Origin of the sequence: Dactylosporangium sp. NPDC000244 (assembly GCF_040300725.1) — a bacterium.
Taxonomy (GTDB): domain Bacteria; phylum Actinomycetota; class Actinomycetes; order Mycobacteriales; family Micromonosporaceae; genus Dactylosporangium.
In genome coordinates this window covers 67790-81376 of record NZ_JBEPEH010000019.1, presented here as the reverse complement: position 1 = coordinate 81376, position 13587 = coordinate 67790, and the positions used below count along the sequence as shown (strand labels likewise).

Here is a 13587-nt window from a genome sequence, read left to right as displayed (position 1 = left end):
GAGCTACCCGACGGTCAGCAGCATCTGGCGCAGCACCTGGCCCTCGGCCTCGAACCGGGCCGTGGTCAGCCGCTGCACCCGAGCCATGTACGGCTCGTCGATCGGAGTTGGTCCGGCCAGCGTCCGGGCCAGTTCCTCGATCGCCGCCTCCAGCTCCTCGCCCATCGCTGTGAAGAAGCGCTCCGGATCGTCCAGATCCCGGACGCGGGCCGGCATCGCCTGGCGCCAGTGACGCTCCGCCTGCTGACCGTACCGGTTCACGTCGTGCTCCCTCGTCTACTCGCGGCTCATCGACAATCGGCTCGTCTGCCGATGCTTCATGTTTCGGTGCTTCGCGTGCGGGTTCCAACTCCGGCTGCGGCGCGTGCGTGCCAGGCAGACCGAACGTAAAATCGAACGCAAGCTGGTCAGGGCTTGGATCGCGGCGGCGCCGGGCCATCTGCTGTCCTCCTATTCTGCTACGGATGAGCGCCGATCGGGGGGCGCCAGTGGGGCCGGGTATGTCCTGGCAATGCGGCAGCCGGCCGGTGCCGAGCGAGCGATGCGGTGTCCTGCCGCCGTGGGATGGGGCTTGCTCCGCCGAGCGGTGACGGCGGGTCAGCGGCGCGTGACGGGCTCCGTCGCAGCTGGAGTGCCCGGGATGTGCTGAGCTCGGTTCGGGCGATCGGCCGGCGCGTGCGGTGCGTTGCTCGCTGCCCCGGGGGCCTGGCTCTGCCGGGCAAGCTGCGCAGCGGTGACCGGGACGCCACTGGGCGCGATGACAGCCCGGTTCGCGGTCAGCAGGACCGCGTGGAACCACGGTTCGGCTGGTTGGCCGTCGAACTGAATGCCGTTTGCTTGCGCGACGCTGCGACCGGTGCGTACCGACTGGTGCGTCGTGATGTACATGCCCGCTGCGTACGCTCCGGCGATGGTTGCCTCGATCCGTGCGGTGTTCCACACGGTCTCGGCCAGCTCGCGCCACGGCTCAAGCGACGGGCGGAGACCTCGGCGGCGTAGTGCAGCGCCTCCTCATCGAACTCGGGCACTGGCACGGGCCGTCGGTGCGCGTGCGCGACGACCTCATTGGCCGCCCGTGCTATCGGGGCGGTAAGGACCCAGCCCTTACCGTCGGCCTTGCATTGCTTCGCGGCTTCGCCGATCCGTTGGGCGGTGTCGATGTACGCCGCGCGGTAGAAGGAGGTGTAGGTGCGGTCCCATATCGTGTCCGCGACCGCGATGTCGGCCTGGCTCGCGGGGGCGCTGAACCAGCTTTGACGGGCAACGCGTGCGAGGTCCGCAGGCAGGGCGAGGCCGTCCGTGGACGGCTGCTGGCGGTGATCTGGTGATACCACGGCGCTGAGTCCTTCCTGGACAGCGGAACGAAGCTGTGGCCCGTAGGTCGGTTGTCGTTGTTGCCGCTGCTGCCGCGTCAGCGGGTAACCGGGCGGCGGATGGCCGCGACCGGCTTGAAGTTGGCAACCGGCGTGATCTTGACGAAGTCGCCGGTGTGCGGTGCTTGGACCAGGTACTGCCGGCCGTCGCCGCCGCGGCCGATGTACATGCCGACGTGTCCCGGTCGCTGCATCGAGCCGTTGGATCCGGGGATGAGGATCAGGTCGCCGGGCTGCATGACATCGAGTCCGGCCACGGCGACGCCGGTGTGCACCTGATCGCCGGTCACGCGTGGGATGCGCACGCCCGCGTGCGCCCACGCCTGCATCATCAGGCCCGAGCAGTCGTAGCTGTCCGGTCCTTCCGCGCCGAACACGTACGGCTTGCCGAGCTGGGCTAGCGCGAAGGACACGGCGGCGGCTTGCTGCGCGTCGGACGGCAGGGTGTAGCCGGGCGGGATGCCGCCGCCGCCGTTGGGTAGTCCGTCGCCGCCGGTGTCGACGGCGTACTTCGGCAGTCGGCTGCGGATCTGCTGCGGATAGTCGTGCGCCAGGCCAGAGGCTGGAACACCGCCTGCGGCGAGGATGTCGCCGCGGCCGGCGAAGTACGCGGCCCATGCCAGGTCGAGCGGGTCGCCGACGAGGCGACCGTTGGCAAGGTTGGTTTCGGTCCAGGCGATCAGGTCGCACATGAGGTGCCCTTGGGCGAGGATCGCGTCGCCAGGGTCGTAGGGCGAGCTGGTGCCGTTGTGGTTGTAGTCGTATCCCCACGTCTGCCAGGTGGCATCGGTGAACTGTGCAATGCCTTTTGCCGGAACTTCGCCGATGTCGGTGTAGGCGTTGGGGTTCCAGCTCGACTCCAGGTCGAGCTGGGCAGCGATGTCTGCCGGTCCGATCGACGGGCACAACGCTCCGGCCGCCCGTACGTAGGGAAGGTATTGCGCGGGTACCGGCGCGTCGGGCCGAAGCTGGTTACCTCTGGCGCCATCCGCCTGGGCGGCGGCCTGGGTTGAGCCTACCGACGCCGCCAGCACGAACCCGCCGCAGCAGCAGCCGCCGAGGGCCAGCAGCACGATCACGCACGCGATGACCACCCACCGTGTTGCGGTCCCTCCCGACTGCTCCAGTCCGCTCACCGCCAAGCACCCCAGCCGGCGCCCAGCCCCCGCCCGAGGCGCTCGCAGTGCCGGCCTGCATCGGAAGCCGCGGCTGCCCGACCAGTCACATCGGCGTGGCGACCGCCGGTGCCGGCGCCGGCTCGTTGCGCTGCGAAGGGATGCAGCATTCGGGTGCGCGATCGTGACGTGACGGGCATGGCAGCTCCTCGGCATCGGTGACTGCTCCACCGAACCCGTCAACGGTGGGTGGTGGCGCTACCCGTAACGCCCGTAGCGCCCGCATCACCTTGTGCGTCAACGCTTTCGTCCACACCGCCGGCTGATCGTCCAGGTCACAGCCCGCCACCGAGGTGGGTCACCTGGACGAAGGAGCACGCGTGCTCACACATCTGACAGACGTCGCGTTCAACGTGCTGGCCGCCCCCGACCCCACCGGCGCGCCGGTAGACCTGGACCCCGCCTCGCAGCCGATCCCCGGACTCGGAGTGCTGGTGACCCAGCTGCTGGGCTGGGCGAAGTGGGCGCTGATCGTGGCCGGCATCCTCGGCATGTTCATCTGCGCCGGAATGATGATCATGGGTCGTCGCAACCGCAGTTCCACCGCCGTCGACGGCGCCACCGGCATTCCCTGGGTACTGGGCGGTCTGACGCTCGGCGCGGTCGCCGCCACGGTCGTCGGGGCGGTGCTGTAGGCCATGACGGACGACATCACCCTGGCGGCCAGACGGCGCACCCGCGCCCTGGTAGCCACGGTGGCGGCCGTTGCACTGATCGTGGCTGCCGTCGTCGGCGTACTCGCCGCGACGGTAGGGCGCCGGGGCAACCCGGCGCCCGCGCCACCATCGGCCACCAACGAGACCGCTACCCCCGCAGGATCGCTACCCGAGGTCGCACCGTCAGCCGCGCTGCAGTGGGTCACCGTTGCCGGGGCGCACCTTCCCATCGGCGCAGCAGGGCCGCGTGATACGAGCGGCGGCCGGGCCCGCGGATTCGCCCGCACCCCGATAGGCGCGGTCTTCGCTGCAGCCCACATCACCGTGCGGCTGTCGCCGCAGGTCGGGCCGGCCGTGTTCGAGCCCACCCTGCGCGAGCAGGTAGTCGGCCCGGACGCCGATCGGCTGCTCGCCACCGTGGACGAGGAGTACCAGCAGCTGCGGGCACAGTTCGGCGTCATGGCCGGTGAGCCGGCCGGCCAGCTGTACTCGACCGTCACCAGCTTCCGGATTGGGACTACATCCCCCGACGCCGTCGAAGTGGGACTGCTCATCGAAGGACCGAGCCAGTCCGGACCAACCAGGGTCGCGCTGTCGGTCCAGATGCGGTGGAGCGGCGACGACTGGGCGCTGCAGGCGCCGAGCGGCGGCGACTGGAACACCGCGGCCGTCCTCGTGCCGACCACCGCCGGCTACACCGGCTTCGCGGCGGGGGGCTGATCGCCGTGTGTGCCCCGTGGGACACGAACTGCATGGCCAACGCCGTCGTGACGGCGGTCGCGGACACCTTTTTCGGCCGGCTCGAACAGATGATGATCGCCGCGGCGTTGTGGGGGATCGACATCTGCGCGACCTGGTGGGTGGCGGTGCCGTCGCTCAGCCTCTACCCCGACCCGCAGAACGTGACCGCATCGTCGACGCCGATCGACGCCGTTGCTCATCTGCGCGCGCTCATCATGCCGATCACCGCGGCTGTCGCCGTCGGCGGCATCCTGTGGCAGGCCATCATGATGGTGCTGACCCGCAAGCCGGCCCCGCTGGTGAACGTGCTGCGGGGGCTGTGGAACACAGCGCTGTGGGCGGCCGTCGGGATCTTCGGCACCCAACTGCTGCTGACCGGATGCGACCAGTTCAGCAACGCCGTGCTGGCCGCCGCCCTGCAGTCGGTCGGTAATCCCAGCCTCGGCAAACGGCTCGGCGCCATCGCCGTACCCGCCTCCGGCGGCGGTTTGCCAGAGGTCGTGGTGATTCTGGCCGCCACGCTCGCGCTGCTCGCCTCGCTCATCCAGGCGTTCCTGATGCTGTTCCGCGACGGATCCGTCATCATCCTCGCCGCGCTCACGCCACTGGCCGCAGCAGGCAGTTTCACCAACGCCACCAACGGCTGGAAGAACAAGCTGCTGGCCTGGCAGCTCGCGCTGATCTTCTACAAGCCGATGGCGGCGATGGTGTACGCCACCGCGATCTACGTCACCGGCGAGAACACGTCGACCGATCCGCGGGTGCTGTTCGTGGGGCTGGCCATGATGGTGATCGCCCTGGTCGCGCTCCCCGCGCTGATGAAGTTCTTCAACTGGACGATCGGCTCGCTGCAGAGCGGCAACGGCGGGCTCGGCATGTTCGCCACCGCCGGCGCTGCCGGTATGCACGCTGCATCGTCGGTGCTGGGCGGGTTCGACGCCGGCATGCACGCCCGCTACCTCGCCGACGCGTTCGACCGGCCCGGTCCGGCAGGCGGTCCGGGTGGTGCCGATCCCGGTTCTGGGCCGTCCGGTCCTGGCCGAGGTCCGGACGATCGTGACCCGCCCAATACCGGTCCCGGCCCAACGTCCGGTCCGGGCCCCGGCTCGGGCGGCGCACCAGGTCCCGGCGGGGGGCTCAAACCACCGGCGTTCGTCGGTGAAGCCGGTGCCGGGAAGGTCGCCAACATCACCTCCGCCGGTGCGCCGGGTGCGGCTGCATCCACCACGACTGCCGCTCCCAGCGCAGCAGCGTCCGGTGCCACGAGCAGCGCTGCAACGACGGGTGCCGCCACCGGCGCGGCGACGGGTGCTGCTGCCGCAGCCGGACCGGCTGGGCTGGCGGTTGTCGGCGCCACCGAAGTGGTCAGCACGGTCACCGAGACCGCCAAGGCTGCCGCTAACGCTGCCGCCAACGCCCTCGACAACCCGACGAAGGAGACGTGAGCGTCGTGGCCGCATCCGAAAGCCAGGTACGAACCTACGGCGGCTGGCGGCGAAGCCGCGGCATCGGGCTGATGGGCCTGGGGTCGGCGCAGACGCTCGCAGTCGTGATCGCCCTGACCGTGCTCATCATCGCGATCTCCGTGGACCGGACCATCGGCATGCTCGTCGCCGGACCGGCGCTGCTGCTCATCGGCGGGACCGTGCTGCGCTGGGACGGTGTGCCGTTGCTGCACGGTCTGCTGCAACGCATCCGGTGGGGCTGGGGATCCACCCGCGGCTACACCGCCTACCGATCCGGGGTGACTGCAGCGCACCCGCACGGCTGGCAACTGCCGGGCGTGCTGGCACCGACCACCCTGCTCTCGGTGGAGGACCCGGCCGGCGACTACGGCGTCGTGTGGCACCGCCGGCTCGGCACCTTGACCGTCACGCTGCGCGTGGCCGCCACTTCGACCTGGCTGGTCGATCCCGGCCAGGCCGAGCGGTGGGTGGCGAACTGGGGTTCCTGGTTGGCCGGGCTCGGCTACCTGCCGACGGTGCGGTGGGTCGCGGTCACTGTCGACACCGCCCCCGCGTCCGGGTCGCGGCTCGCGCACTACGTGGCTGGACGGGTCGCGCCGCACGCCCCGGCCGCGGCCCGCAGGGTCCTCGCGCAGCTCGTCGAGGTGTCCCCGGCCGCCGCCGCGGACGTGGAAACCCGGGTCAGCATCACCTTCGACCCGGCCCTGTCCCCGACCCGGCCGCGGGACCTGGACGAGTCGCTGGCCGAGGTCAGCCGGGCGCTGCCCGGACTGACCGACGCGCTCGGTTCCTGCGGGCTGACCGTCCTGGGCCGCGCCACCGCGTCGGACCTGCTCGGCGTTGTCCGGGCCGCCTACGATCCGGCCGCCCGTGGCGACGTCGCCAACACGCTCGGCGACGGCACCGGCCTGCGTCGCTTCCTGGACTGGGACACCGCCGGGCCGATCGCCGCGAACGAATTCTACGACCGCTACCAGCACGACTCCGGCTGGTCGGTGTCCTGGGCCTGGCACGAGGCACCCCGCGCCAACGTCCACGCGGACGTGCTGAGCCGGCTCCTGGCCCCGGGCGGCCATCCGAAGCGGGTCACGCTGCTATACCGGCCAGCGTCGGCCGCCGACGCGTCACGCATCGTGGAGCGCGAGGTCAACGCGGCCAGCTTCCGCGACGCGTTGCGCGCGGCGCAGAAACGCGACGAGAACGCCCGGGACCGGGCCGACAAGGAACGGGCGCTGCGCGCCGCCCGCGAGGAAGCGTCTGGCGCGGGCGTGGGCCTGATGTCGATGTTCGTCACGGTGACCGTGACCGAAGAGGACGACCTCGGGCGCGCGGTCGCCGACGCGGAAAGCCGCGCCGAGGTGGCAAAGATCCGGCTCCGGCGACTACGCGCCAGCCAGGCCGCGGGGTTCGCCGTCACGCTGCCGTGCGGCATCTGCCCTCCCCAACTGGCCACCCAGTGGCCCCGCTAACGACGCGCGGACAGGAGTCCATCGTGCAACGACAGTCCACACAGGACCGTGACCCGCGACTCAGCACCGAGCCCGTCGCGCCGTCGTGGGGATGGCGTAACCCCGGCGCAGGCCGGGTCAGCCACCTCGCACCGGGCATGGAATACCAGGCCACGACCGTGCAGTTCTGCGGCCTCTACCCGTTCGTCGCCGGGTCCGGCTCCCCGATGCTCGGGGTGCCGATCGGCCGGCACATGCTGTGGGGCGAGGTCGTCTGCCTCGACCCCCTACAGTGGCTGACCAGCGGCCTGGTCACCAACCCCGGCATGTTCCAGCTCGGGCAGCCCGGCATCGGCAAATCCAGCCTGGCCAAACGGCTGCTCACCGGACTGGTCGGCTACGGCGTGCACGGCCTCGTCCTCGGCGACACCAAACCGGACTACACGCCGCTGATCCGCGAGCTCGGCGGGCAGGTCATCACCGTCGGACGCGGCATGGACCGGATCAACCCCTTGGACGCCGGACCGCTCGGCGCCGCACTGGCCCGGATGAGCGGACCCGACGCATTGCGGCTCCGCCTCGAAATCCGCGGGCGCCGGCTGTCGCTGCTGCTGGCCCTGTGCACCCTCGTGCGGGCCGGGAGGGTCACCAACCCCGAGGAAATCATCCTCGGCCGCGCCGTCGACATCCTCACCGACCGCCTCGACCGCGAACCCACCGTCCCGGACGTCCTCGCACTGCTGGAGGAAGGCCCGGACGAGATCCGCACCGCCGCCCGAGCCGGCACCGACGCCGACTACCGCCGCCGCGTCGACGAACTCGTCCCCACCCTCGCCCTGCTGTGCGAAGGGTCGCTCCGCGGGGTGTTCGACCAGGCGACCACCACCCCGATCGACCTCGACGCGCCCGCCGTGTCGGTCGACATCTCCCACGTGTCGGCGGCCGGCGACCAGCTCGTCGCCGCGGCGATGCTGTGCACCTGGAGCTACGCCTTCGGCACCGTCGACGCCGCCGCCGTCCTTGCCGAGCAGGGGTTGGCGCCGCGACGGCAGTTCATCGGCGTGATGGACGAGCTGTGGCGAGCGCTACGCGGTGCGCCCGGCCTCGTCGATCATGCTGACGCGCTGACCCGGCTCAATCGGCAGCGCGGCATGGCCAGCCTCATGATCACCCACAGTCTCGACGACCTGGAGGCGCTGCCCACCGAGGAGGACCGCGCGAAGGCGAGGGGCTTCTTCGAGCGGGCCGCTATCAAGATCCTCGGTGCGCTGCCGGGCCGGGAGCTGGACCGGATCAGCCGCATCACCCGGCTCTCCGGGCCGGAACGGGACATGGTCAGTTCGTGGGCGGCGCCAGAAGCGCTGTTCCCCGGCAGCGTCCACCCTGGGCGCGGGAAATATTTGATCAAGACGGGTGAGCGGCCTGGTCTGCCGGTCGCGATGCGCCTGGTCGGTGACGAAGCACGGCTGTATGACACCGACCGAGCCGTCCGGGGCGTGGCCGCATGAGCACGCCGACGAGCCGGCTGAGGGCCATCGCGTACGGCGGGGGTGTCCAGTCCACCGCCTTGCTGGTGCTGGCCGCGACTGGCCGCATCGACTACCCGGTCTTCCTGTTCGCCAACGTCGGTGCCGACTCCGAGGACCCGGCGACGCTGAGCTATCTGAAGCGCTACGCCAAGCCCTACGCCGCCGCGCACGGCATCACCCTGCACGAGCTGCATCGCATCCGGCGTGACGGGTCCATCGAAACCCTGTACGGGCGGCTGACCCGGCCGCAGTCACGGTCACTGCCCATCCCGGTCCGGATGTCCAGCGGAGCGCCGGGAACGCGGTCGTGCACGAGCGATTTCAAGATCAAGATCATGGGTCGGTGGCTGAAGGCGCACGGTGCCGCACCGGCAACACCCGCTCAGGTCGGGATCGGGATCAGCCTCGATGAGATCCACCGGGTCAACAACCGCCGCGCCATGCCGTACGAGCAGCCGGTGTATCCGCTCCTGGATCACCAGCCACCGCTGCGGCGCATCGACTGCGAACGGATCATCACCGCAGCTGGACTGCCGGTGCCCGGGAAGAGCGCGTGCTGGTTCCGCTGCACCGACGCATGTACTGGGCTGAGCTGCGCCGGGATCGCCCCGACCTGTTCGAGCGGTCCTGCCAGCTGGAGGATCTGCTCAATGAGCGGCGCGCCCGGCTCGGGAGGGACCCGGTCTGGTTGACCGCCCGGAATCGGCCCCTGCGGACCCTCGACGCGGCGCAGGACCCGCTGCCGGGCTTCGAGCCCGACGGCAACGACGGCGGCTGCGACAACGGGGCGTGTTTCGCATGACGCGGCTCCCGGTTCGTAGACGCGTTGCTCGGGCCGCGCGGCCGGCCCGGCAGGTGGTGCGGCGGTTCACGGCACGCGCTGCCGCCGGCACGCTGGCGGTGACCGTTGGATGCGGCCTCGTCTCGACACCGCCGTCACTGGTTGACGGCGGCGCTGCCGTAGCGCTGCTGGTAGTCCTCGCCGGCGCGCACCACCGGCCGCTGTGCCCTGGCGGCCGGCACCGTCGCCAACACCGACTGTCCGCTCGGGGTGGTCTGCGATGAGTCTGTCGCAACAGCCGGTGCAGCCCCGCGCCAGCGCGGGCACCATGCCGTTGACGCCGTTCGTCATCCTCGGTGCCGCGTGGGGCGCCATCGCGGTGACGTGGCTGGCCTGGGCCGCCGGCGCCTTGACCGCCGCCGCGACGGGCGGACACCCCGGACCCGGCTACGGCTCCGAGTTCGTCACCGGGCTGCTGCACGGCCGGTGGAGCGTGCTGTATCCGGACGTCAATCACCCGGTGGTCGCCGTGGTGTTCGGGCTGTTCCTGGTCGCGGTGCTGGCACCGGTGATCGCCGGGTGGGTGTGGTGGGAACGGCACCGCACCGAGGCCGATGACCCGCTGCCCTCGCTGGCGCGCCCGCACGAGGTTGCCGATCTCACCCCCGCGGGAGTCGCCGAACGGGCCCTGCAGCTGCGGCCGAGTCTGGCCGGTACGCCGGCCAGCGAGCTGCCCGCTGCGCAGACCGGGCTGGCGCTGGGCACCATGCAGCGACCGCGCGGCAGGTTCGGTCCGCAACTGCGTGCTTCGTGGGAAGAGGGCATCCTGGCCATCATGGGCCCACGGGCCCAGAAGACCACCGCCCTCGCGGTCCCGCTCATCCTCGACGCGCCCGGCGCCGTCCTCGCCACCTCGAACAAGGCGGATCTGTGGGCCACCACCAGCGCGGCCCGAGCTCGGGTCGGTCGGGTGTGGGTGTTCGATCCGCAGGGCATCACGCGGATCGGGCAGCGCTGGTGGTGGGACCCGCTGACTGCGGTGACCTCCGTGGAGGATGCCGCTCGGGTGGCCAGCCATTTCGTGCAGCCGTTGCGCCGTGACCGTGGCGAGGACTTCTGGCTGTTGGCCGCCGAGGATCTGCTCACCTCGTTCTTCCTCGCCGCCGGGGTCAGCCACGGCTCGATGAGCGACGTGCAGGCATGGCTGGCCGACGCGAGCGAAGACCAGCCGGTCGGGATCCTGTTCGCCCACGGCTATCCCGAGGTTGCGCGGGCCCTGCGTGGCCGGCAGCACGGGGCGCCCGAAACCCGTGACGGCATCTACGAGACCGCCCGCACCGCGGCGAGGTGCCTGCAGGACCCGCGCATCATGGCCTGGGTCAACGAACCCACCGACAGCGAACTCGAGCGATTCGATCCGGATGCCTTCCCGGTCAGCAGCGACACGCTGTTCCTGCTGTCCAAGGACGGCGCCGGTTCGTCCGGGCCGCTGGTCGCGGCGTTGACCGACCAGGTCATGCGGCACGGCGTACGCCGCGCCGAGGCCCGCGGCGGCCGGCTCGACCCACCGATGCTGGCCATGCTCGACGAGGCCGCCAACATCTGCCCCCTAGCGGATCTGCCCCTGCTGTACAGCCACTACGGCAGCCGCTCCATCGTGCTCGTCACCATCCTGCAGACCTACCAGCAGGGCAGCACCGTCTGGGGCGACAAGGGCATGGGCACCCTGTGGGGCGCCGCCACCGTCAAGCTCATCGGCGCCGGCGGCGACGACCCCCGCTTCGCCGCCGACGTGTCCTCGCTCATCGGCGAACACGACGTGGCCACCATGTCGCTCACCCGCGACGGCACCGGCAGCGTGTCCCGCCAGGTCAGCGTCCGCCGGCAGCGGATCATGGGACCTGAGGACGTCCGCGCCATCAAACGCGGCACCGCCATCCTGCTCGCCTCCGGGGCCCGGCCCGCGCTGCTCCGCCTCAACCCGTGGTTCCGCCAGCCGGACGCGCCAGCCCTGCAGTTGGCAACCGCGAAGGCGATCACGCAGATCAGCGACGCCGCAGAACGCGAACGGTTGATCGCTGACCTCACCCAGGACGGGGTGCAGCTGCCGGCCGCGCCCGCACCGCCGGTGCTGCGGCCACCGACCTCCACACCGCCGGCCGCGTCCCAGCCCCCCGGGACCGCGTCACGGTTCCCGGATGCGCAAATGTCCGACGACGATGAGGGCGGCCCAGGGGCAGCCCGACGCACGGTGAAGCCGTCCGTGCCGCAGTTCCGCGGTCCGACGAGGCAGCCGTGACCGCCGCCCGCCCGCCTGACGCGGACCGGCTGATCGCCGCCCACCAGGTCGCCAACAAGTTCTACCGCAGCCACCTCCTCGACGAGCCTCGCGCCCTGGCCTACCTGCGCAGCCGGGGCATCATCGCCGCAAGCGCAGCGGACCCGCCGTGGACCATCGGCTACGCGCCCCACGGCTGGACTATCCTCCGCGACCACCTCCGCCGCAAAGGCTTCACCGACGACGAACTGCTCAAGGCCGGGCTGATCACCACCGCCCGCAACGGCAACCGCATCGACGTGTTCCGCGACCGGGTGATGTTCCCAATCCGCAACACCGACGGGGACGTCGTGGCGTTCACCGGACGGGACCTATCCGGCCGCGCCGGCACACCCAAATACCGCAACACCACCACCACTCCCATCTACCGCAAAAGCGACCTGCTCTACGGGCTCGCCGAGCAGCTCGATGTCACCGCCCAACCCGCGGCGGTGATGCTCGTGGAAGGCCCGGCCGATGTCCTGGCCGTGGACCGGCTGCGCAACAGCCTGCCGGACACCCTCTACCCGGACCCGTACTACGCCGTCGCGCCCTGCGGTACCGCCCTGACCGCCGAACAGGTCGCGCTGCTGGCCGCGGCCCTGCCGCCGGGAACCCCGATCGTGGCTGCGTTCGACGCCGACGACGCCGGACAAGCCGCCATCGACAACTCCTACCAGTTGTTGCGGGACTGGCCGGGACCCGTCGACGCAATCGTGCTGGAGGGCCGCGCCGACCCTGCGTCGCTCGTCGCCGACAGCCCGGCCACCGCCGTCGGCACCTTCGCCCACCTGCGCCGGCCGTTGGTCGACGTCGTCCTGGAGCACCGTCTGAGGCCGCACCTCGCCCGGCTCGACACCCGGCTGGACGAGCTCACGCGGATCGGTCGCGACCCGGCGTCGGAGTCGCTGCTGATCCGCCTCAACGCCGTGCGGGCAGTAGCGCCGTTCATCGGCGACGTTGCCCAGAACAATCCCGACATCGCCGCTCGGCTCTCGGTGGAGCTGGCCCTGCGGTTGCAGGTCGAACCGTTGACGGTGCTGGAGGCCATCTACCCGCCGCACGAGGACGACGACGCCGTCCTGGTCGACGTGCCGGCCCCTCCGGGGCGGGATGCCGTCGCGTTGGGCACTCGCGGGTTCCCCGACCCAAGCATCGTGGGGCATGGATACGCACGGATCTGCCCTGCCGATGCTGCCGCTGCGACCTGGGTCCAGCACGACCCGACGACCGGTCACACCGCCTGGGTCCTCAGCGAAGGTGTCGGCGCCGACCCCGCCGACTGTGACGCTGCCCGCCTGGCCGCGGAAGTCGCCGGGCGCGCCGCGATCCTCGTCGGCGCCCACAAGGCCGTCGAAATCGCCCGGGTCGCCGTCAACGCTGCCTTCGCCGAACCCGGTACCCGGCAGGGCAACGCCAGCATCGTCGTGCTCTGCTCGTTCGACGGCGACCGGCCGCAGCCGGGCTCCGGGCAGTTCACCGTGGCCTGGGCCGGCGACGCCCGCGCCTACGCCACCGCCAACCCGCCACACGCCAGGGCGGTCACCGACGCCGCCCAGATACGCAGGTGGTTCGCTGCCGTGACCGTCGACCACGCCGTCAGCTCTCGGCACCCCAGCGCCGCAACTGCGCCGCGGCCGGCATCGAGCGCTGCTGCGCCACGAACGCCGCAACCGCGCGGTCAACACACTCCGGCGGGCGGGCAGTTGCTGACCGCGTCAGTCCGTGGTGGCGCGATCGGTGTCAACCGTCTCGATCTGCCGCCCACGAGCATCGTGCTCGCCGGCCGCCGCACCGCCGCTGTCGACACCGAACTCCTCCGCACCGCCGTCGAACCGCGCCGGCCCGACGTCACCCTGGCCAACCTTCGCCAGCTCGCCGGCCCGCAGACCATCGCCATCGTCGTGCGCCCCGATGCTGCGCGACAGCGCGAGGTGATGACCGCCGCCCGGCTGGCCCGCCAGGACCAGACGGGTGCCTACCTGCCCCGTCGCCAGGCGCATACCGCCGCTCGTCACGCCGATGCGCGTCTGGCACTGCCGCCGGGACCGGCAAGCACGTCCGTGAGTCGCTGACCTGATGCCCCACCGATAGGGCGCGT

The 13587-nt window shown here is 71.3% G+C and carries 11 protein-coding genes; 8 read left to right on the top strand and 3 right to left on the bottom strand.

The features are described from left to right. Positions 1–3: 3 nt before the first annotated feature. From ABT369_RS26645 to ABT369_RS26635, 3 genes are all read right to left on the bottom strand, one after another. Entirely contained in the window at positions 4–261 is a 258-nt protein-coding gene (locus tag ABT369_RS26645) for a hypothetical protein (RefSeq protein ID WP_350615882.1), read from the bottom strand. Positions 262–597: 336 nt separating this feature from the next. Beyond that, complete coding sequence (locus ABT369_RS26640) at positions 598–888, bottom strand: hypothetical protein (protein WP_350615880.1); 291 nt, start codon at positions 886–888, stop codon at positions 598–600. A gap of 523 nt (positions 889–1411) precedes the next feature. Then, entirely contained in the window at positions 1412–2452 is a 1041-nt protein-coding gene (locus tag ABT369_RS26635) for a C40 family peptidase (protein ID WP_350615879.1), read from the bottom strand. 416 nt (positions 2453–2868) lie between these two features. Between ABT369_RS26635 and ABT369_RS26630 the strand changes: the two genes are divergently transcribed. The 8 genes from ABT369_RS26630 to ABT369_RS26595 all read left to right on the top strand — a co-directional run bounded on the left by ABT369_RS26630 (position 2869) and on the right by ABT369_RS26595 (position 13561). Beyond that, positions 2869–3183 (top strand): hypothetical protein, encoded by a 315-nt coding sequence (locus ABT369_RS26630; RefSeq protein WP_350615877.1) that lies wholly within the window; start codon positions 2869–2871, stop codon positions 3181–3183. A gap of 3 nt (positions 3184–3186) precedes the next feature. Further along, entirely contained in the window at positions 3187–3924 is a 738-nt protein-coding gene (locus ABT369_RS26625; RefSeq protein WP_350615876.1) for a DUF8175 domain-containg protein, read from the top strand. Between the two features lie 32 nt (positions 3925–3956). Beyond that, positions 3957–5390 (top strand): hypothetical protein, encoded by a 1434-nt coding sequence (locus ABT369_RS26620; RefSeq protein ID WP_350615875.1) that lies wholly within the window; start codon positions 3957–3959, stop codon positions 5388–5390. A gap of 5 nt (positions 5391–5395) precedes the next feature. After that, a complete protein-coding gene (locus tag ABT369_RS26615) occupies positions 5396–6880 on the top strand; it encodes an SCO6880 family protein (RefSeq protein ID WP_350615873.1) in 1485 nt (494 codons plus the stop codon). A 23-nt stretch (positions 6881–6903) separates the two neighbouring features. Beyond that, on the top strand, positions 6904–8367 hold the full coding sequence (locus ABT369_RS26610; protein ID WP_350615872.1) for a putative type IV secretion/conjugal transfer ATPase: 1464 nt from the start codon (positions 6904–6906) through the stop codon (positions 8365–8367). Continuing rightward, complete coding sequence (locus ABT369_RS26605; RefSeq protein ID WP_350615871.1) at positions 8364–9080, top strand: adenine nucleotide alpha hydrolase family protein; 717 nt, start codon at positions 8364–8366, stop codon at positions 9078–9080. Before ABT369_RS26610 ends, ABT369_RS26605 begins: the two co-directional genes overlap by 4 nt. 369 nt (positions 9081–9449) lie before the next feature. Then, positions 9450–11468 carry a type IV secretory system conjugative DNA transfer family protein gene (locus ABT369_RS26600; protein WP_350615870.1) on the top strand — a complete coding sequence of 673 codons (2019 nt, stop codon included), beginning with the start codon at positions 9450–9452 and terminating at the stop codon, positions 11466–11468. Next, positions 11465–13561: a toprim domain-containing protein gene (locus tag ABT369_RS26595; RefSeq protein ID WP_350615869.1), complete on the top strand. Its 2097-nt coding sequence runs from the start codon at positions 11465–11467 to the stop codon at positions 13559–13561. The genes ABT369_RS26600 and ABT369_RS26595 overlap by 4 nt, the downstream gene beginning before the upstream one ends. Positions 13562–13587 lie beyond the last annotated feature (26 nt).